General features: G+C 71.3%; 17 protein-coding genes and 1 pseudogene. 13 read left to right on the top strand and 5 right to left on the bottom strand.

Features of this window, described 5'->3' with window-relative positions; all coding sequences use genetic code 11:
• The first annotated feature begins 61 nt into the window (after nt 1-61).
• The 3 genes from IE318_RS12995 to IE318_RS13005 all read left to right on the top strand — a co-directional run bounded on the left by IE318_RS12995 (nt 62) and on the right by IE318_RS13005 (nt 2077).
• Nucleotides 62-697 (top strand): MBL fold metallo-hydrolase, encoded by a 636-nt coding sequence (locus tag IE318_RS12995; protein WP_189899854.1) that lies wholly within the window; start codon nt 62-64, stop codon nt 695-697.
• Nucleotides 698-764: 67 nt separating this feature from the next.
• A complete protein-coding gene (locus IE318_RS13000) occupies nt 765-1544 on the top strand; it encodes an exodeoxyribonuclease III (protein WP_030178654.1) in 780 nt (259 codons plus the stop codon).
• Between the two features lie 71 nt (nt 1545-1615).
• Nucleotides 1616-2077, top strand: coding sequence for a DUF6278 family protein (locus IE318_RS13005; protein WP_189899856.1), 462 nt, complete (start codon nt 1616-1618; stop codon nt 2075-2077).
• Between the two features lie 145 nt (nt 2078-2222).
• Here the strand turns inward: IE318_RS13005 and IE318_RS13010 are convergent, their stop codons facing one another.
• On the bottom strand, nt 2223-2990 hold the full coding sequence (locus tag IE318_RS13010; protein ID WP_189899858.1) for a hypothetical protein: 768 nt from the start codon (nt 2988-2990) through the stop codon (nt 2223-2225).
• A gap of 117 nt (nt 2991-3107) precedes the next feature.
• Here IE318_RS13010 and ggt point away from each other — a divergent pair, with 117 nt between their 5' ends.
• Nucleotides 3108-4940: a gamma-glutamyltransferase gene (ggt, locus tag IE318_RS13015; protein ID WP_189899859.1), complete on the top strand. Its 1833-nt coding sequence runs from the start codon at nt 3108-3110 to the stop codon at nt 4938-4940.
• 43 nt (nt 4941-4983) lie between these two features.
• On the opposite strand, the gene IE318_RS13020 is transcribed toward ggt, so the two are convergent.
• Nucleotides 4984-7533 carry an ATP-dependent Clp protease ATP-binding subunit gene (locus tag IE318_RS13020; RefSeq protein ID WP_189899862.1) on the bottom strand — a complete coding sequence of 850 codons (2550 nt, stop codon included), beginning with the start codon at nt 7531-7533 and terminating at the stop codon, nt 4984-4986.
• Between the two features lie 213 nt (nt 7534-7746).
• Nucleotides 7747-8514 carry a type I methionyl aminopeptidase gene (gene map / locus IE318_RS13025; protein WP_030178666.1) on the bottom strand — a complete coding sequence of 256 codons (768 nt, stop codon included), beginning with the start codon at nt 8512-8514 and terminating at the stop codon, nt 7747-7749.
• 52 nt (nt 8515-8566) lie between these two features.
• Between map and IE318_RS13030 the strand changes: the two genes are divergently transcribed.
• From IE318_RS13030 to IE318_RS13065, 8 genes are all read left to right on the top strand, one after another.
• A complete protein-coding gene (locus IE318_RS13030; protein WP_030178668.1) occupies nt 8567-8818 on the top strand; it encodes a helix-turn-helix domain-containing protein in 252 nt (83 codons plus the stop codon).
• 188 nt (nt 8819-9006) lie between these two features.
• Nucleotides 9007-9849: a nitrilase-related carbon-nitrogen hydrolase gene (locus IE318_RS13035; RefSeq protein ID WP_030178670.1), complete on the top strand. Its 843-nt coding sequence runs from the start codon at nt 9007-9009 to the stop codon at nt 9847-9849.
• Complete coding sequence (locus IE318_RS13040; RefSeq protein WP_030178672.1) at nt 9846-11129, top strand: aspartate aminotransferase family protein; 1284 nt, start codon at nt 9846-9848, stop codon at nt 11127-11129. The genes IE318_RS13035 and IE318_RS13040 overlap by 4 nt, the downstream gene beginning before the upstream one ends.
• A gap of 169 nt (nt 11130-11298) precedes the next feature.
• A complete protein-coding gene (locus IE318_RS13045; protein WP_189899864.1) occupies nt 11299-12894 on the top strand; it encodes a PucR family transcriptional regulator in 1596 nt (531 codons plus the stop codon).
• A gap of 171 nt (nt 12895-13065) precedes the next feature.
• Complete coding sequence (locus IE318_RS13050) at nt 13066-13908, top strand: nitrilase-related carbon-nitrogen hydrolase (protein ID WP_189899866.1); 843 nt, start codon at nt 13066-13068, stop codon at nt 13906-13908.
• 31 nt (nt 13909-13939) lie between these two features.
• Nucleotides 13940-15343, top strand: coding sequence for a dihydropyrimidinase (gene hydA / locus IE318_RS13055; protein WP_030178677.1), 1404 nt, complete (start codon nt 13940-13942; stop codon nt 15341-15343).
• 19 nt (nt 15344-15362) lie between these two features.
• On the top strand, nt 15363-16388 hold the full coding sequence (locus IE318_RS13060) for a TIGR03842 family LLM class F420-dependent oxidoreductase (RefSeq protein ID WP_189899869.1): 1026 nt from the start codon (nt 15363-15365) through the stop codon (nt 16386-16388).
• Nucleotides 16389-16414: 26 nt separating this feature from the next.
• Nucleotides 16415-17947, top strand: coding sequence for an NCS1 family nucleobase:cation symporter-1 (locus tag IE318_RS13065; protein ID WP_189899871.1), 1533 nt, complete (start codon nt 16415-16417; stop codon nt 17945-17947).
• Nucleotides 17948-18004: 57 nt separating this feature from the next.
• Here IE318_RS13065 and IE318_RS13070 read toward each other — a convergent pair whose 3' ends face one another.
• Both IE318_RS13070 and lplAB read right to left on the bottom strand, forming a co-directional pair.
• Nucleotides 18005-18718, bottom strand: a complete 714-nt coding sequence (locus tag IE318_RS13070) for a hypothetical protein (RefSeq protein WP_189899873.1) — start codon at nt 18716-18718, stop codon at nt 18005-18007.
• A gap of 158 nt (nt 18719-18876) precedes the next feature.
• The gene (gene lplAB, locus IE318_RS13075) at nt 18877-19941 is read right to left on the bottom strand and encodes a lipoate-protein ligase LplAB (RefSeq protein WP_189899875.1); all 1065 of its coding nucleotides are present in this window, start codon (nt 19939-19941) and stop codon (nt 18877-18879) included.
• A gap of 308 nt (nt 19942-20249) precedes the next feature.
• Between lplAB and IE318_RS13080 the strand changes: the two are divergent.
• A pseudogene (locus IE318_RS13080) lies at nt 20250-20419 on the top strand (transposase); the annotation flags it as partial.

Raw genomic sequence — 20419 nt, forward strand, 5'->3', positions numbered from 1 at the left:
GCACCACGAGCACCAGTGTGATGGTGCTCCTGCGCCGGTCGCGCGCGGCAGGATGGGACGCATGAAGCTCACGAAGAAGTCCCACGCCTGCGTCCGCCTCGAGAAGGACGGCCGCACGCTCGTCATCGACCCCGGCACCTTCAGCGAGGAGGACGCCGCGGTCGGCGCGGAGGCCATCCTGGTCACGCACGAGCACCTCGACCACTTCAACGAGGACCGGCTGCGGGCCGGTATGGAGGCCAACCCGGCCGCCGAGATCTGGACCCTGAGGTCGGTCGCGGAGAAGATCTCGGCGGCCTTCCCGGGCCGGGTCCACACGGTCGGGCACGGCGACACCTTCACCGCCGCGGGCTTCGACGTGCAGGTCCATGGAGAGCTGCACGCGGTGATCCACCCGGACATCCCGCGCATCACCAATGTCGGCTACCTCATCGACGGCGGCAAGGTGTTCCACCCCGGCGACGCGCTCACCGTGCCCGACCAGCCGGTCGAGACGCTGATGCTCCCGGTGATGGCGCCCTGGAACAAGATCGCCGAGGTGATCGAGTACGTCCGCGAGGTCAAGCCGCGGCGCGCCTACGACATCCACGACGCGCTCCTGACCGACCTGGCCCGCCCGATCTACGACAACCAGATCGGCGCCCTGGGCGGCGCGGAGCACCTGAGGCTGACGCCGGGCGCGTCGGCGGAGGTCTGAGCGCCGCGGCACCGCCGCCAAGGCCGGGCGGGAGGCGTTGTCAGTCCCGCCCGGTAGGTTGTGAGGCATGCGCATCGCGACCTGGAACGTGAACTCGATCACCGCCCGCCTCCCGAGGCTGCTGGCCTGGCTGGAGAGCAGCCGCACCGACGTGCTCTGCCTCCAGGAGGCCAAGATCGCCGAGGACCAGTTCCCGTTCGACCAGCTGCGCGACCTCGGCTACGAGGCGGCGGTGCACGCCACCGGCCGGTGGAACGGAGTGGCGGTGCTCTCCCGCGTCGGCCTTCAGGACGTGGTGAAGGGCCTGCCCGGCGACCCCGGCTACGAGGGCGTCCAGGAGCCCCGGGCCATCTCCGCCACCTGCGGCCCGGTCCGCGTCTGGTCGGTCTACGTGCCCAACGGCCGTGAGGTGGAGCACCCGCACTACGCCTACAAGCTCCAGTGGTTCGAGGCGCTGAGGGCGGCCGTCGCGGGCGACGCGGGCGGCAGCCGCCCGTTCGCCGTCCTCGGCGACTACAACGTCGCGCCGACCGACGACGACGTCTACGACCCGGCCGCCTTCGAGGGCGCCACCCACGTCACCCCCGCCGAGCGCGCCGCCCTCACCTCCCTGCGCGAGGCCGGCCTCGCGGACGTGGTCCCGCGGCCCCTGAAGTACGACCACCCGTTCACCTACTGGGACTACCGCCAGCTCTGCTTCCCCAAGAACCGCGGCATGCGCATCGACCTGGTGTACGCCAACCAGCCCTTCGCCAAGGCGGTCACCGACGCCTACGTCGACCGGGAGGAGCGCAAGGGCAAGGGCGCCTCGGACCACGCGCCCGTCGTGGTCGACCTGGACGTGTAGACAGTCGTGTAGACAGGACATCGGCGTACGTCCTGTGGTGTGCGCCACACTGCCGGTGTCACGCTGGAGCCATGAACATCCCGTTTGTGGGCAACCGGCGCAAGAAGCAGCCATCGGCTCCCGGTGGCACGGTGCTCTCCGCCGACGACGGCTCGCCCGACGACGGCTCGCCCGACGCCGACGGCCTCGCCGACCTCCTCTCCACCTGTGAGCTGCTGCGCGCCCAGGCGTCCGAGGCCGACGTCCGGCTCGACGAGACGGCGGCCTCGCTGGAGGCGCTCGACCAGCTGCTGCCGCGCTGGCGGGACGACGCAGAGAGGGCGTCCTGGCTGGGCAACGACGCGGGACTGTATCTGGGCACGGTCATCGTGCGCACCGTCCCCGGTGCGGCCTGGCGGATCCGGCCCCGCAGTCGGCCCGTGGTGCGGCTCGCCTCCGGACGGGAGTTCGACGTCGTCGAGGTCGGGCACGCATGGGCCGAGAGCGGTGTCCCCGAACTCTCCCAGCTGTACGCGGAGGTCGCGGAGAACTGAGGGCGGGGACTACGATGTGCCGTTCACGGCCGTTCGCAGGGGGACAGCGGTTCACAGAGCCATACCCGGCCGGCGGCAGCCGGAGATCACTGCTCGCGCGGCGGGACGGACAGCTGCGACGCGTCGCCCGCCGGTGAGCAGAAGGTCAGCTGCGCGCCGGGCGGGTGGTGCTCGACGCCGAATCGGCCGAGGGCTCCGGCGAGGGCAGCGGAGTCTGGGCCGCGCGGGTCACGTCCGCGACGAGTTCGACCACGTCCGGGCCGTACGCCTGGGAGTTGACCACCTTCAGCAGCAGCACGAACGAACCGTTGCCGTGCTTGCGGGCCAGCCGCTCGTGGTTGCGGGCGAGATAGCGGGTCGCGGCCTGGTTGGTGATCGCGCGCTGGCCGCAGAAGAGGAACACCGGTCGCGACGGGCCCGCGGTGATCCGGGCCAGCAGGACGTACTCAGTGACGCCGGCCTCCATGCGGTAGCGCTCGCTCCCGATCTGGAACGCGCCCCGGTCCGGGCCCGGTTCGGGATCGACGTTGACCCGCACCCCGGGCAGCATGACCGACATATGGGCGAGCATCCGCCGGTTCGACCCGGGTCCGCCCACGCAGAACTCGGTCCGCTCGCCGAAGCCCTGCTGTGCCGCGTCCTGGGTGACGACCTGGGCGTTCGCCCCGCAGCCCTTGATCAGCGCGGACAGCTCCAGGAGGGCGAACACGTCGTAGCGGTGCACGGCCAGTTCCGTGCCGCCGGCGTCCCGGTTCACCACGAGCAGCGACTCGGAGTTCTCCGGCAGCCCGAAGAACGCCTGCTTGCGCCGCAGCTTCCGCTTCCACAGGTAGGTGCGGGTCAGCCAGCCGAGCGCGGCACTGATGCCGGCCGCTATCACGCCCAGGACGATGTTGCGCACGTCGTCATTCATGGGCGCGCATGTTAGCGGGCGGACGCAAACTCGTGTTCGAAACCGGTTTCCCCGCTGACCTGACGTGACCATGGTGATGGATTAGGCTGCGTGAACGGCTCTTCCCAGGAGGTGCGGATGCGTCGCCCTGTCGCTCGGAAACTGGCTGTTCTCGCGGTCTCGGCCGCCGTGGTCTCGCTGGGGGCCGCAGCGCCACCCACCGCGCACCCCGGCGACGCCGAGCCCGGACAGGCAGCGAGGCCCGGAGCGGCCCCCAAGGTCCCTGTGGCCGTCGGCTACGGCGGCGCCGTCGCCAGCGTGGACCAGGACGCCTCGGCGGCCGGCATCGAGGTGCTGAAGAAGGGCGGCAACGCCGTCGACGCGGCCGTAGCCACCGCGGCCGCCCTCGGCGTCACCGAGCCGTACTCCGCGGGCGTCGGCGGGGGCGGCTACTTCGTCTACTACGACGCCCGCACCCGCTCCGTCCACACCATCGACGGCCGCGAGACCGCGCCGCTGACCGCCGGCTCCGATCTCTTCCTGGAGAACGGCAAGCCGCTCGCCTTCAACGACGCCGTCAGCAGCGGACTGAGCGTGGGCACGCCGGGAACCCCCGCCACCTGGCAGAAGGCGCTGGACGAGTGGGGCAGCAGGCGGCTCGGCACGGTCCTGAAGCCCGCCGAGCGGCTGGCCCGTGACGGCTTCACCGTCGACGACACCTTCCGTTCGCAGACGGCCTCGAACGAGACCCGCTTCCGCTACTTCCCGGACACCGCGAAGCTGTTCCTGCCGGGCGGCCGGCTCCCGGTCGTCGGCTCCACCTTCAAGAACCCCGAACTTGCCCGCACCTACGAAGAGCTGGGCCGCAAGGGCGTCGGCGCGATCTACCGCGGGGACATCGGCGACGACATCGTCAAGACCGTCGACCACCCGCCGGTCGACCCGGCTTCGGGCTGGAACGCCCGCCCGGGCAAGCTCGCCGAGAAGGACCTCGCGGCCTACCAGGCCAAGCTCCAGGCCCCCACCAGGGCGTCCTACCGCGGCCTGAACGTCTACTCCATCGCGCCCTCCTCCTCCGGCGGCACCACCGTCGGCGAGGCGCTGAACATCCTGGAGAACACGGACCTCTCCAAGGCGAGCGAGGTGCAGTACCTGCACCACTTCATCGAGGCGAGCCGTATCGCCTTCGCGGACCGCGGGCGCTGGGTCGGCGACCCCGCCTTCGAGGACGTGCCCACCGCGGGACTCCTCTCCCAGCGGTTCGCCGACTCCCGCGCCTGCCTGATCAAGGACGACGCGGTCCTCACCAGCCCGCTCGCACCCGGCGACCCGCGCCACCCCGCGGCCTGCGGCACCGGGGGCACCGCAGCCCCGACGACGTACGAGGGCGAGAACACCACCCATCTGACGGTCGCCGACCGCTGGGGCAACGTCGTCTCCTACACCCTCACCATCGAACAGACCGGCGGCAGCGGCATCACCGTGCCCGGCCGGGGCTTCCTGCTCAACAACGAGCTGACGGACTTCTCCTTCGCCCCGGCCAACCCGGCCGTGCACGACCCGAACCTGCCCGGCCCGGGCAAGCGGCCGCGCTCGTCGATCTCCCCGACGATCGTGCTGGACGCCCACAACCAGCCCGTGGTGGCGCTGGGTTCGCCCGGCGGCGCGACCATCATCACCACCGTGCTCCAGACCCTGACCGGGTTCCTCGACCGGCACCTTCCGCTGGTCGACGCGATCGCCGCACCCCGCGCAAGCCAGCGCAACGCGGCCCAGACCGAACTCGAACCCGGCCTCTACGACAGCCCGTTGAGGCAGCAACTGGAGGCCATCGGCCACTCCTTCAAGCTCAACCCGGAGATCGGCGCGGCCACCGGCGTACAGCGCCTGCCGAACGGCAAGTGGCTGGCCGCGGCGGAGAAGGTACGGCGCGGTGGCGGCTCGGCGATGGTGGTGCACCCGGCGCCGTAGGCGATGGTGGGTGCACCCGGCGCCGTGGAGAGCCGCAGGGCTCTCACTCGGCGGGGGTGGCCGTGGGCTCCCGGTCCTCGGTGCGGAACACCAGCCGGCCGTCCTCCACGTCCACCGTGACCCCGCTGCCCTCGCCGATCCGGCCGTCCAGCAGCAGGCGGGACAGCTGGTTGTCGACCTCCTTCTGGATGGTGCGGCGCAGCGGGCGGGCGCCGTACTCCGGCTGGAAGCCGCGCTGCGCCAGCCAGTCCACGGCCTGGTCGGTGAACCGGACGCCGACGCTCTGCGCGTGCATCAGCCGACGGGTCTGCTCCAGCATCAGGTCGGTGATCTGCCGCAACTGCTCGGCGGTGAGCTGCCGGAAGACCACGATCTCGTCGACGCGGTTGAGGAACTCCGGCCGGAAGTGCTCCCGCAGCGGGCGCAGGATCCGCTCCCGCCGCGCCTCCTCGTCCGCGTCGGCACCGCCCGGACCGAATCCGATACCGGCGCCGCCGCGCCGGGTGATGACCTCCGAGCCCAGGTTGCTGGTCATCACGATGACGGTGTTGGTGAAGTCGACCGTGCGGCCCTGGGAGTCGGTCAGCCGCCCGTCGTCGAGCACCTGCAGCAGGATGTTGAACACGTCCGGGTGGGCCTTCTCCACCTCGTCGAGCAGCAGCAGCGAGTACGGGTGCCGGCGCACCACCTCGGTGAGCTGACCGGCCTCCTCGTGGCCCACGTACCCGGGCGGGGCACCCACCAGCCGGCTGACGGTGTGCCGTTCCTGGTACTCGCTCATGTCCAGGCGGACCATCCGGTCCTCGCTGCCGAACAGCGCCTCGGCCAGCGCCCGGGCCAGCTCCGTCTTGCCGACGCCGGTGGGGCCGAGGAACATGAAGCTGCCGATCGGCCGGTTCGGGCTCGCCAGCCCGGCACGGGAGCGCAGCACCGCCTCGGCGACCACGCCGACGGCCTCCTCCTGGCCGACCACCCGCCGGTGCAGATGCTCCTCCAGGCCGAGCAGTCGCTCCTTCTCCTCCTGGGTGAGGCTGCTGACCGGGATGCCGGTCTGCCGGGACACCACCTCGGCGATGGACTCGGCGGTGACCTCCAGCTGACCCTCGTCCGCCTCCTCGTCCCCGCCGGTCTCGGAGATCCGCTGCTTCAGCTCGGCGATACGGTCACGCAACTGCGTGGCCTGCTCGTACTGTTCGTCCGCGACCGCCTGGTCCTTGTCCAGGGTGAGCTGCTCGACCTCGCGCTCCATGGCCCGTACGTCCGTGCCCTTGGTCCGCGCCCGCAGCCGCACCCGGGCGCCGGCCTGGTCGATCAGGTCGATCGCCTTGTCCGGCAGCCGCCGGTCGGTCAGATACCGGTCGGACAGCTCCACGGCGGCCACCAGCGCCTCGTCGGTGTAGCGGACCTGGTGGTGCGCCTCGTAGCGGTCGCGCAGCCCGCGCAGGATCTCGATGGCGTCCGCCGCGGACGGCTCGGGCACCAGGATCGGCTGGAACCGCCGGGCCAGCGCCGCGTCCTTCTCGATCCGCCGGTACTCCTCCAGCGTGGTCGCGCCCACGACGTGCAGCTCGCCGCGGGCCAGGGCGGGCTTGAGGATGTTGCTCGCGTCCATCGACCCGCCCTCGCCGCCCCCGCCGGCGCCGACCACCGTGTGCAGCTCGTCGATGAAGACGATCAGCCGCTCGGAGTTGGTCCGGATCTCGGTGACGATGTTGTTCAGGCGTTCCTCGAAGTCGCCCCGGTAGCGGGTGCCCGCGACCACGCCCGTCAGGTCCAGGGCCACCACCCGGCGGTTGATCAGTATGTCGGGCACGTCCCCGTCGGCGATCCGCTGCGCCAGCCCCTCCACGATGGCGGTCTTGCCGACGCCCGCGTCGCCGATCAGCACGGGGTTGTTCTTGCCGCGCCGGGAGAGCACCTCGATGGTCTGCTCGATCTCCTGGTCCCGGCCGATCACCGGGTCGATGCGCCCCTGACGGGCCAGGTCGGTGAGGTCCCGCCCGAACTTGTCCAGGGTGGGCGTCGCCGTGGTGCGCTGCCGCTCCGCCCTCGGCGGCGCGGTGGTCTCCGGAGCCTCGGAGGGCAGCCCGGAGGCGGCGAACCGGGCCTGGTTCAGGATGTGGCCGGCCGCCGAGTCGGGGTTCGCGGCGAGCGCGCTGAGCACGTGCTCCGGGCCGATGTACCCGGCACCGCTCGCCCGTGCCATGTCGTGCGCGTCCAGCAGGGCGCGCTTGACGGCCGGGGTGAGGGAGAGGGAGGTCGGCGGCGGGGCCTCGCCCGCCGGACCCTGGACGGGGCCCGAGCGCTCGTCGATCTGTGAGGCGATCGAGTCCGGGTCCGCGCCCGCCCGGCTGAGCAGGCTGCGGGTGGGCTCGGTGGAGAGCGCCGCCCGCAGCAGGTGCTCGGTGTCCAGGTCCCGGCTGCCGTGGTCGGCGGCGTACTGCGCCGCGCCCTTGACGAGCTCCCGGGCGGGCTGGCTGAGCAGCCTGCCGATGTCGACGTGCCGGGGACCGGGGCGGGGTCCGCCGCCGAAGAACCGGGCGAAGAATTCGCCGAAGGGGTCGCCCTCCGGGCCGATGAAGCCGCTGGTCATCGTTTTCCGTTCCTTCGCTGACGTGTGGCTCCCGCCGGGTAACCGGGAAAAGTGGGGCTCATGCCACGATTGCATGTTCCGTTTCTTCGGGCATGTCGGGCGCCTGCGAGCTCGGGGATCGTCCTTTTGCGCGGGTGCGGCTCCGTCGGGGCCGGCCGCGCCACGGCGGCGGTGGCCGCGTACCGGCACGGCCCCGCCCCCAGGGCTCCCACCTCACCGTTGGGTGAGGATTCTCGGGCCGCTTTCCGTGATCGCCACCGTGTGCTCGACGTGGGCCGCCCTGGAGCCGTCGTTCGTGCGGAGGGTCCAGCCGTCGGGGGCCGCGTGGTAGCCGTCGGTGCCGCCGGCGATCAGCATGGGTTCGATGGCGAGGACCATGCCGTGGCGCAGCGGGAGGCCCCGGCCCGGGCGGCCCTCGTTGGGCACGGCGGGGTCCTCGTGCATGCGGCGGCCCACGCCGTGGCCGCCGAAGCCGTCCGGGATGCCGTAGCCCGCCGCACGGCACACCGAGCCGACGGCGTGGGCGATGTCGCCGATGCGGTTGCCGACCACGGCGGCCTCGATGCCCGCGGCCAGCGCCCGCTCGGCCGTCTCGATCAGCTTCAGGTCCGCGGGGCGCGGCCGGCCGACGACCATGCTGAGGGCCGAGTCCCCGACCCAGCCGCCCAGCTCGGCACCGAAGTCCAGGGAGAGCAGGTCGCCGTCGCGCAGCCGGTACCGGGTGGGGATGCCGTGCACGATCGCGTCGTTGACGGAGGCGATCAGCACGGCGGGGAACGGGGTCGGGGCGAAGGAGGGCAGATAGCCGAGGAAGGGGGAGGTCGCGCCCGCCTCGCGCAGCACCTCACGTGCCAGTTCGTCGAGTTCCAGCAGGGAGACGCCCACGTCCGCGGCCCGGCTCACCGCGGTGAGTGCCCGCGCCACGACCTGGCCGGCCTCGTACATGGCGTCGATCGATGTGTCCGTCTTCAGTTCCACCATGCCAATTACTATACCGGTATTTGAATCCCGGTCTTCGCCGTAGAATGACGGCATGGTGCGCACCCCACTCACTCCCGAAGAGCGCGAACGCGGAGAGCGGCTCGGGCTGCTGCTGCGCGAGGCGCGCGGCGACCGCAGCATGACGGAGATCGCCGCGAGCGCGGGCATCTCCGCGGAGACGCTGCGCAAGATCGAGACCGGCCGGGCCCCGACCCCGGCCTTCTTCACGGTGGCCGCGCTGGCCCGCGCCCTCGGCCTGTCCATGGACGAACTGGTCGGGCGCTGCACACCGGTCGAGGCATGACGAGTGGTGTGACGAGCGGCCCCGCGCACCCGGCACCCGCCGGGACTCACCCACAGGAGTTGCGAAACACGATCGACTCAGCGGGTTCACGACGATGGTCTTGGCAAGGCCGCCCAAGAGGCTTACGTTCGTGCCTCTAGGCCCGTTCTACGGGCGTAGAGGCTGCGAGTACGTCGAAGGAGCAGCTCATGGCCAACGTCGTCCGTGCGGCCCTGGTCCAGGCCACCTGGACCGGCGACACCGAGTCCATGGTCGCCAAGCACGAGCAGCACGCCCGTGAGGCGGCCCGCCAGGGCGCGAAGATCATCGGATTCCAGGAAGTCTTCAACTCGCCGTACTTCTGCCAGGTCCAGGAGCCCGAGCACTACCGCTGGGCGGAACCGGTCCCGGACGGCCCGACGGTGCGCCGGATGCGGGACCTTGCCCGCGAGACCGGCATGGTGATCGTCGTCCCCGTCTTCGAGGTCGAGCAGTCCGGCTTCTACTACAACACCGCCGCCGTGATCGACGCCGACGGCAGCTACCTCGGCAAGTACCGCAAGCACCACATCCCGCAGGTCAAGGGCTTCTGGGAGAAGTACTACTTCAAACCCGGCAACCTGGGCTGGCCCGTCTTCGACACCGCCGTCGGCAGGGTCGGCGTCTACATCTGCTACGACCGCCACTTCCCGGAGGGCTGGCGCCAGCTCGGCCTCAACGGCGCCCAGCTCGTCTACAACCCCTCCGCCACCCACCGCGGCCTGTCCTCCTACCTCTGGCGCCTGGAGCAGCCGGCGGCGGCCGTCGCCAACGAGTACTTCGTCGCCGCGATCAACCGGGTCGGCCAGGAGGAGTACGGCGACAACGACTTCTACGGGACGAGCTACTTCGTCGACCCGCGCGGTCAGTTCGTCGGGGACGCCGCCAGTGACTCCAAGGAGGAACTCGTCGTCCGCGACCTCGACTTCGACCTCATCGAAGCGGTGCGGCAGCAGTGGGCCTTCTACCGCGACCGCCGTCCCGACGCCTACGAAGGGCTGGTCACACCGTGAACGACCTGTACGACCGTCACCGGGCCGTCCTGCCCGACTGGCTCGCCCTCTACTACGAGGACCCGCTGGAGATCACCCACGGCGAGGGCCGGTACGTGTGGGACGCCGAGGGCCGGCGCTACCTGGACTTCTTCGGCGGGATCCTGACCACGATGACCGCGCACGCGCTGCCCGAGGTCACCAAGGCGGTGAGCGAGCAGGCCGGCCGGATCATCCACTCCTCCACGCTCTACCTGAACCGGCCCATGGTGGAGCTCGCCGAGCGCATCGCCCAGCTCAGCGGCATCCCCGACGCCCGGGTCTTCTTCACCACCTCCGGCACCGAGGCCAACGACACCGCGCTGCTGCTGGCGACGACGTACCGGCGCAGCAACACGATCCTGGCCATGCGCAACAGCTACCACGGCCGTTCGTTCAGCTCCATCGGCATCACCGGCAACCGCGGCTGGTCCCCGACCTCCCTGTCCCCGCTGCAGACGCTGTACGTCCACGGCGGCGTCCGCAGCCGCGGCCCGTTCGCCCACCTGGACGACGACGCCTTCGTCGCGGCCTGCGTGGAGGACCTCAAGGACCTCCTCGGCCACACCCGCCCGCCCGCCGCGCTGATCGCCGAACCCATCCAGGGCGTCGGCGGCTTCACCTCGCCCCCCGACGGGCTGTACGCCGCCTTCCGGGACGTACTGCGGGAGCAGGGCATCCTGTGGATCGCCGACGAGGTGCAGACCGGCTGGGGCCGCACCGGCGAGCACTTCTGGGGCTGGCAGGCGCACGGGCGCAGCGGTCCGCCGGACATGCTCACCTTCGCCAAGGGGATCGGCAACGGCATGTCCATCGGCGGGGTCGTCGCCCGCGCCGAGATCATGAACTGCCTGGACGCCAACAGCATCTCCACCTTCGGCGGCACCCAGATCACCATGGCCGCGGGCCTCGCCAACCTCAACTACCTGGTGGAGCACGACCTTCAGGGCAACGCCCGGCGGGTCGGCGGCCTGCTCATCGAACGGCTGCGGGCCGCCGCGGCCGGGCTGCCCGGCGTACGGGAGGTGCGCGGGCGCGGGCTGATGATCGGCGTGGAACTGGCCAGGCCGGGCACGGACGAGGCCGATCCGAGTGCGGCCGCCGCCGTGCTGGAGGCGGCCCGCGAGGGCGGGTTGCTCATCGGCAAGGGCGGTGGCCACAACACCAGCGCCCTCCGCATCGCCCCACCGCTGTCCCTGACCGTCGCGGAGGCCGAGGAGGGCGCCGCGATCCTGGAAGGCGCGCTGCGCGCCGCGTACTGAGGTGTGGGCACTGCAAAGCGAGTCGAGTGCGGCGAGTGAGCCGAAGGGCGCGCCGGTGTCGAGGGGACGAGCGCGCGGAGGCCCGAAGGGCTGAGCACGGTCGTCCCCTCGACACCGGCTTCGGCGCCCGTAGGCGAACCGAGCCTGAAACGCAGAGGGGAACGTCGCCATGACCACCGTCTCGGACCGGCCCGCGATCCCGTCGAACTTCCCGGAACCGCCCCTGTCGGTCCGTCAGGTGCTCGCCCTGGAACGGGTGCTCGCCGGGGAGCCGGAGGTGGTCGCCGGCGCGGGCCACCTCGACCGGCCCGTGCGCTGGGTGCACGTCGCCGAGGCGGCGGACGTCGGCGTGATGCTCAACGGCGGCGAGATGGTGCTGACCACCGGGGTGCTGCTCGCCGGCGACGAGGAGAAACAGGCCGAGTACATCCGCTCCCTGCACCGCGCCGAGGCCGCGGCCGTCGTCCTCGGCCTCGGGCGGGCGTTCCCCAGGCCGCCGGACGTGATGCGGCGGGCCGCCGAGCGGTGCGGGCTGCCCCTGGTGGTCCTGCACCGCCCGTTCCCGTTCGCCGAGCTGACCGAGGAGGTCCAGTCCCGGCTTGTACGGCAGAAGTTCGCCGCCGTCAGCCTGTCGGAGTCCGTACGCACCGCCCTGACCGCACTGATCACCGCGGGCGCCCCGCTCCAGGCGCTGCTGGACGAGATCGCCCAGCACAGCGCCTGCCCCGTCGTCGTCACCAACCTCGCCCACCGCGTCCTCGCCACGGCGGGGGAGCGGTCGGCGGTGGACGACGTGCTGCGCGACTGGGAACGCATCGCCCGGCAGGCAGGGGGCAGCGAGGGCGACGGCTGGATCCGCGCCGAACTCGGCGGGCGCGGGGAGCGCTGGGGGCGGATCGTGCTGTGCGGGCACCGCGGGGACATCGCCACCGGACGGCTGCTGGCCGACCGCGCCGCCGAGGCCCTCGTGCTGCACCGGATGCTCGGCGGCGCCGCGGGCCGCACCTGGGAGGAGCAGTCCGCGCAGGGCCTGCTGACCGACCTGCTCAGCGGGGTCGTACCGGCCCGGCAGCTGCTGCCCCGGGCCCGCGCCGCCGGACTGCCCGTCAACCGGCGCACCTTCGTGCCCCTCGTGGTGCGGGACGGCGAGCCCGCCGAACTCGACCGGCTGCTGCGGCTGCTGGGGCTGCGCGGGCTCGTCGCCGAGATCGGCGGGCAGGGCGACGGCTCCACCGCCGTCCTGCTCAGCCTCGCCCGCGACCAGGACGCCGACGCCCTCACCGAGCACTTCGCGGCCCGGCTGCGCACCGAGTCGCACCGGGCCGGCACGGTCGTCGCCGCCGCGGACGCCCGCACCGCCTGGGACGACGTGCCCACCGGGCTGCGCGAGGCCCGGCACGTCGCCGACGCCGTGGCGGACTCCGCCCCCGCCCTCGACCTCCCGGCCGTCGTGCGGCTGAGGGACGTGCACCTGCGCGGCCTGGTCCGGCTGCTGCGGGACGACCCGCATGTGCAGTCCTTCGCCGAGCGGGAGCTGAACGGGCTGCTGTGCCGGTCCGACCGCGACCTGCTCGCCGTGCTGCGCACCTACCTCGCCACCGGCCGCAACAAGTCCCGCACCGCCCAGCTCCACCACGTCTCCCGGCCCGCGCTCTACCGCCGCCTGGAGGCCATACAGGCCCGCCTCGGGGTGGACCTCGACGACTTCGAACAGGCCGCCTCGGTGCACATAGCCCTCCTCGCACATGACGCGCAACAGCAGTGAAACCCGTGACCACCTGGGGAAACGGCGGTGCAACATGGGATGGACCCGGAGTGACACGGTGGCACGCCACGCCCCCGCGGACGTGACACGGTGCACCTCAAAGCGGCCCCGCCGGCTTCCTACGCTCTGCGGACACCGCACACCCCGCACACCGAACGAGCGGAGGTCCCGATGAGCCGTGTGATCCGTGCCGCCCTCTTCCAGACCGCCTGGACCGGCGACAAGGAATCCATGATCCAGGTCCATGAGCAGGCCGCGCGCGACGCCGCCGCACAGGGCGCCCAGGTCCTGTGCTTCCAGGAGCTGTTCTACGGCCCGTACTTCTGCCAGGTGCAGGACCCGGCCTTCTACGAGTACGCCGAGCAGATCCCCGAGGGTCCGATCGTCCGGCGCTTCCAGGCGCTCGCCAAGGAGCTGGGCATCGTCCTCGTCCTGCCGATGTACGAGGAGGAGCAGCCCGGCGTCCTCTACAACACCGCGGCCGTGATCGACGCCGACGGCTCCTACCTCGGCAAGTACCGCAAGACCCACATCCCCCAGGTCCGCGGCTTCTGGGAGAAGTTCTACTTCCGTCCCGGCAACAGCGGCTGGCCCGTCTTCGATACCAAGGTGGGCAAGGTCGGCGTCTACATCTGCTACGACCGGCACTTCCCGGAGGGCTGGCGCGCCCTGGGCCTGGCCGGCGCCGAGATCGTCTTCAACCCTTCGGCCACCTCGCGCGGCCTGTCCGGCTATCTGTGGCAGCTGGAGCAGCCGGCGGCGGCCGTCGCCAACGAGTACTTCGTGGGCGCGATCAACCGGGTCGGCGTCGAGGAGTACGGGGACAACGACTTCTACGGCACCTCCTACTTCGTCGACCCCGAGGCGCAGTTCGTCGGCGAGGTGGCGAGCGACAAGGAGACCGAACTCGTCGTCCGCGACCTGGACCTGGCCAAGCTGCGCGAGGTCCGCGACCGCTGGCAGTTCTACCGCGACCGCGCGCCGGGGGCCTACACGCCGCTGACCGCCCCGTGACCGCAACCGTCCACCTGGCAGGAGAGGGAGCATGAGCAGCCGTACCGTCATCCGCGGTGGCCTCGTCATCACCGCCGCCGACGAGATCCACGCCGACGTGCTGATCGAGGACGGCCGTATCGCCGCCCTCGCGGCCTCCGGCACCCCGGCCGCCGAGGCGTTCACCGCCGAACGGACCATCGACGCGACCGGCAAGTACGTGATCCCGGGCGGGGTCGACGGCCACACCCACATGGAGATGCCGTTCGGCGGCACCTACGCCTCCGACACCTTCGAGACCGGCACCCGTGCCGCCGCCTGGGGCGGCACCACCACCATCGTCGACTTCGCCATCCAGAGCGTCGGCGGCTCCCTGCGCGAGGGCCTGGACGCCTGGCACGCCAAGGCCGAGGGGCACTGCTCCATCGACTACGGGTTCCACATGATCGTCTCCGATGTGAACGAGGAGACGCTGAAGGAGATGGACCTGCTGGTGGAGGAGGGCGTCACCTCCTTCAAGCAGTTCATGGCCTACCCCGGGGTCTTCTACAGCGACGACGGCCAGATCCTGCGGGCCATGCAGCGTGCCGCCGACAACGGCGGGCTGATCATGATGCACGCGGAGAACGGCATCGCCATCGACGTCCTGGTGGAGCAGGCCCTCGCCCGTGGCGAGACCGATCCGCGCTACCACGGCGAGGTCCGCAAGGCCCTGCTGGAGGCCGAGGCCACCCATCGCGCGATCCGCCTGGCACAGGTCGCGGGCGCCCCCCTGTACGTCGTGCACGTCTCGGCGCGCGAGGCCGTCGCCGAGCTGGCCAGGGCGCGCGACGAGGGACTGCCCGTGTTCGGCGAGACCTGCCCGCAGTACCTGTTCCTGTCCACCGACAACCTCGCCGAGCCCGACTTCGAGGGCGCGAAGTACGTGTGCTCGACGCCCCTGCGCCCCAAGGACCACCAGGCGGCGCTGTGGAAGGGGCTGCGCACCAACGACCTCCAGGTGGTCTCCACCGACCACTGCCCGTTCTGCTTCAGCGGCCAGAAGGAGCTGGGCCGGGGCGACTTCTCCAAGATCCCCAACGGCATGCCGGGCGTGGAGAACCGCATGGACCTCCTCCACCAGGCCGTCGTCGACGGACACATCTCGCGCCGCCGCTGGATCGAGATCGCCTGCGCCACCCCGGCCCGGATGTTCGGCATGTACCCCACGAAGGGCACCATCGCCCCCGGCGCCGACGCCGACGTCGTCATCTACGACCCGCACGCCGAGCAGGTCCTCTCCGCCGAGACCCACCACATGAACGTCGACTACTCGGCCTACGAGGGCCGGCGCGTCACCGGCCGGGTGGAGACCGTGCTCTCCCGCGGCGAGCCGGTGATCACCGAACGGGAGTACACGGGACGTCCCGGCCACGGCGTCTACACGCCTCGCTCCACCTGTCAGTACCTCAACTAGGAAGAGGGCCAAGGACGCCATGGACTTCGGACTCGTCCTGCAGACCGACCCGCCGGCCTCCCGCGTCATCAGCCTGATGCAGCGGGCCGAGCGCAACGGCTTCCGCTACGGCTGGACCTTCGACTCCGCCGTGCTCTGGCAGGAGCCGTTCGTCATCTACAGCCAGATCCTCGCGAACACCGAGAGCCTGACGGTCGGCCCGATGGTCACCAACCCGGGCACCCGCACCTGGGAGGTGACCGCCTCCACCTTCGCCACCCTCAACGACATGTTCGGCAACCGCACGGTCTGCGGCATCGGCCGCGGCGACTCCGCGATGCGCGTCGCGGGCCGCAAACCCAACACGCTGGCCCGGATCAGCGAGGCCATGAAGGTCATCCGGGCCCTGGCCCGGGGAGAGGAGGCCGACCTCGGTGGGGGCACGGTGATCAGGTTCCCCTGGACCAAGCCGGGCGCCGAACTCCCCGTCTGGATGGCCGCGTACGGCCCCAAGGCGCTGAAGATGACCGGCGAGGAGGCCGACGGGTTCATTCTCCAGCTCGCCGACCTCTATCTGACCGAGTACATGGTCAAGGCGGTCAAGGACGCGGCGGCAGCGGCCGGACGCGACCCGGCGGAGGTGACGATCTGCGTCGCCGCCCCCGCCTATGTCACCGCCGACGACTCGCCCGAGGCCCTCGCCCACGCCCGCGAGCAGTGCCGCTGGTTCGGCGGCATGGTCGGCAACCACGTCGCCGACCTGGTCGCCCGCTACGGCGAGCACTCCGCCGCCGTACCCGAGGAACTCACCGACTACATCAAGTCCCGCCAGGGCTACGACTACGCCCACCACGGGCGCAGCGGCAACCCGGACACCGCCTTCGTGCCCGACGAGATCGTCGACCGGTTCTGCCTGATCGGACCGGTCGAGAAGCACATCGAGAAGCTGAACGCGCTGCGCGAACTGGGCGTCGACCAGTTCGCCGTGTACGACATGCACGACGCGCAGGAAGCCGTGATCGACGCGTACGGCCGCGAGGTCATTCCCGTCGTCAACTCCAGATAACCGGTCGCCATCCGATTGGGCTGCCCATGACCGACACCGCTCCCTGGGGCATATCGCCGTCCGCCCAGGTGACCCTCGCCGACGGGCGGGTGGAGATCGCCCCCGGCACTCCACCGCCCAGCGGCCCCTACGCCAACGCGGACCTGCTGCCGGTCCCCGTGGCCGGGCGCACCTGGACCACGTACAACTTCTCCGCGCTGTGGGTCGGCATGGCCCACAACACGGCCTCCTGGACCCTGGCCTCCGGCCTGATCGCCGTCGGCATGGACTGGAAGCAGGCGGTGTTCACCATCGCCCTGGCCAATCTGATCGTGCTCGTCCCGATGCTGCTCACCGGGCACGCGGGACCCAAGTACGGCATTCCCTTCCCGGTCTTCGCCCGCGCCTCCTTCGGGGTGCGCGGCGCCAACCTGCCCGCCGTGGTACGGGCGTTGGTGGCCTGCGGCTGGTTCGGCATCCAGACCTGGATCGGCGGCGAGGCGATCTTCTTCCTGGCCGGGAAGCTCATCGGCGACAGCTGGTCGAAGGCCGGCGAGTTCGGCGGCCACGCCTGGACCATGTGGCTGTCCTTCGCGATCTTCTGGGTGATCCAGGTCGCCGTCATCTACCGGGGCATGGAGACGATCCGCCGGTTCGAGAACTGGGCGGCGCCGTTCGTGCTCGTCGGCGCGTTCGTGATGCTGTGGTGGATGAGCAGCAAGGCCGGCGGCTTCGGCCCGCTGTTGGACCAGCCGTCGAAACTGGGCTGGGGAGCGGACTTCTGGAAGCTGTTCGCGCCCTCCCTGATGGGCATGATCGGCTTCTGGTCGACGCTGTCGCTGAACATCCCCGACTTCACCCGCTACGGAAAGAGCCAGAAGGCGCAGACCCGGGGCCAGGCGCTGGGCCTTCCCACCACCATGACCCTGTTCGCCTTCCTGTCGGTGCTGGTCACCTCCGGCTCGCAGGCCGTCTACGGCGAACCGGTCTGGGACCCGGTGCAGTTGGCGGCCAAGACGGACAACGTGGTCGGCCTGCTCTACGCCCTGGTCACCGTGCTGGTGGCCACCCTGTCGGTGAACATCGCCGCCAACCTGGTCTCCCCGGCGTTCGACTTCTCCAACATCGCGCCCCGCAAGATCAGTTTCCGCACCGGCGCCCTCGTCACCGCCGTGCTCGCCGTGGTGATATGCCCGTGGAAGCTCTACGCCGACCCGCAGGGCTACATCTTCACCTGGCTGGGCCTGGTCGGCGGGCTGCTCGGCACGGTCGCGGGCATCCTCGTCGCCGACTACTGGGTGCTGCGCCGCAGCCGGCTCGACCTCGTCGACCTGTACCGCACTGGTGGGCGCTACTGGTACTCGGCCGGCTGGAACTGGCGGGCGGTCGTGGCGTTCGTGGCGGGCGGCGTGCTCGCCATCGGCGGCGCGGACTTCCATCCCCTCATCGACGGCCGCCCGATCCCGGCCCTGAAGCCGCTCGCCGACTACGGCTGGGCGGTGGGCCTCGGCACGTCGATGGTGCTGTACCTGCTGCTCATGCTGATGCGCCCGCCCACCCGGGTGGGAGCCGTCGCCTGACGGGCGGCCCGAGACCCGAGGCGGGAAGGGCGGACGGGAGGGCGGCCCGAAGGGCGGTCAGTTCTCCTGGCCGCCCTTCAGCGCGGCCACGGCTTCCCGGGCGGCCTTGATGGCCCCCTTGTTGATCTCGTCCGTGCCCGGCGCCTTCTTCGTCTCGAAGTCGCTGCCGTTGTACGTGACGGTCACCAGCGCGTTGGAGGCCCGCACCATCACCACGCCCTCGCGGGTCTGCTGCTTGTCCTCCGTGGTGAGGTTGACGACGGAGTAGGCGGCGTCACCGAGGTCGGGCACCTGGCCGCCGCCGCTCTTCTCCGCGGTGCGCTGCTCGTACGACTTCCGTGCCGCCGCGTCCGACTGCGTGATCTCGAAGGACACGTCGAGCCAGCGGTAGTCGTACCCCTTCAGTGCGTTCCAGGAGCAGGTGCGGCGGACCTTGGTGTCCGTCGACGGGATCTCCTTGCCCGCCGTCTTCGCACCCGGCACCAGCGAGCCGATCGTCTTGGTGGCGATGGCCGTGCACGGCGCCGGAGCGGCCGCGTACGCCTTGGACACGGCGGTCGACGAGGGCCCCGTGTCCGAGCCGGACGAGGAGGACGTGGACGACGAGGAGGACCCGGCGTCGGAGGCGTGGGTGTCCTGCCCGGCGGCCCGGTGCCCGTCGGCGGACGACGCCGCGAACGGCCCGGACGTCAGCGCCCAGCCCGCACAGGCCAGTACGACGACCGGGGTCAGCCGCGCGGTGAGCGCGAGCGGCAGGGGAAGATCACGCACGGCGCACTTCTCGTGTGGGGGACGATGCGGAGGCCGTCCACAGCATGGACGGTACGACAGTGTCACACGAGTCCCTGTGGGACGAAAGTGCGAACTCGCTGCGTGCTCGGGCGGTGACGGAGCCAGGACATCCGGGCACGCGTGGGGGTGTCCGTGCGTCAGGGCACCCGTGCCGTCCATTCCGGTGTGCCGAACTTCGTCCGGGCCAACTGCTCGGCGCGGGCCAGCTCCTCGTCGGTGACCTTGCCCTCCGACAGTCCGTAGCGGCCGTCGAAGGACTCGATCATCCGCTCGATGACGGCCTCGCGCGCGAGCCCGGTCTGCCGGCGCAGCGGGTCCACCCGCTTCTTCGCGCTCTTCGTGCCCTTGTCGGACAGCTTCTCCCGGCCGATCCTCAGCACCTGGACCATCTTGTCGGCGTCGATGTCGTAGGACATGGTCACGTGGTGCAGCACCGCGCCGGGGCCGCCGCCGGGACCCACGATCCGCTTCTGCGCGGCGCCGGCGATCTTGCCCTGGTCGGTGGCGATGTCGTTCAGCGGCTCGTACCAGGCGCGGATCCCCATGTCGCCGAGCGCGCCGAGCACCCAGTCGTCGAGGTAGGCGTAGCTGTCCTGGAAGGACAGCCCCTGCACCAGCGCCTCGGGCACCGACAGCGAGTACGTGATCGTGTTGCCCGGCTCGACGAACATCGCGCCGCCGCCGGAGATCCGGCGCACCACCTCGACGCCGTGCCGGGCGGCGCCCTCGGCGTCCACCTCGTTGCGCAGCGACTGGAAGCTGCCGATAATCACGGCGGGGGCGGCCCACTCCCACACGCGCAGCGTCGGAGGACGCCTGCCCGCGGCGACCTCGGCCGTCAGCACCTCGTCCAGCGCCATGTGCAGCGCGGGGGACTGGGGGCCGTCGTGGATCAGCTGCCAGTCGTAGTCCGTCCAGTCGGTGGCGTGCGCCAGCGCGCGCCGCACCGCGACGCCGACGCCTTCCGAGGTCAGCCCGTACATCACCGTGCCCGACGGCAGCGCGGCGTCGATCCGGGCGGCCAGGCCCGCCGCGTCCGTCTCTACGGGGGCGCCCTCCAGCGCGCCGTTCACGGCGTCCAGCGCCTCGTCCGGCTCCAGGAAGAAGTCACCCGCCACCCGCACCTGCCGCAGCACGCCGTCGTCGGCCTCCACGTCCACGACGACGAGCTTCCCGCCCGGCACCTTGTACTCACCGTGCACTGTCCGGCCCTCCGTTCCCGCCGCACGAGATCAACGCCGGGGGCGGTCGGGGTGTTCCCGATCCCTGTGACGTGACTGTGACCGGAACTGCGGCTTCCAACTCGGCCCCGCCGAGCGCGCCCTGATGGCTGTCCCGGTGCGGAGAGACGGCGGCAGGATCGACGTGGGCGACCACGGTTCCGCTTCGCGCGCTGCCCGCTCGACTACATGGTGGCACGCCGGTCACACCGTCGTCGGGCCGCCGTCCCACCCGGAACGGGGCGATGCTCTTCCGTACAGCCTCCGCGGCTCCACCTCACGCCGACGGTGCCGTTCTCGTCGTCGACGAGACGGGCTCTGTGACGAAGGGACGGGCCTCGGTGGGCTTGCAACGGCAGTACACCGGCACCGCAGGCCGCATCGAGAGCTCCCAGGCCGGCGTGTTCCTCGCCTGGCCACAACCGGGGACGCGTTGATCGACCGCCGGCTCTGTCTGCCC

It is taken from the genome of Streptomyces spiralis (genome assembly GCF_014654675.1).
Classification (GTDB): domain Bacteria; phylum Actinomycetota; class Actinomycetes; order Streptomycetales; family Streptomycetaceae; genus Streptomyces; species Streptomyces spiralis.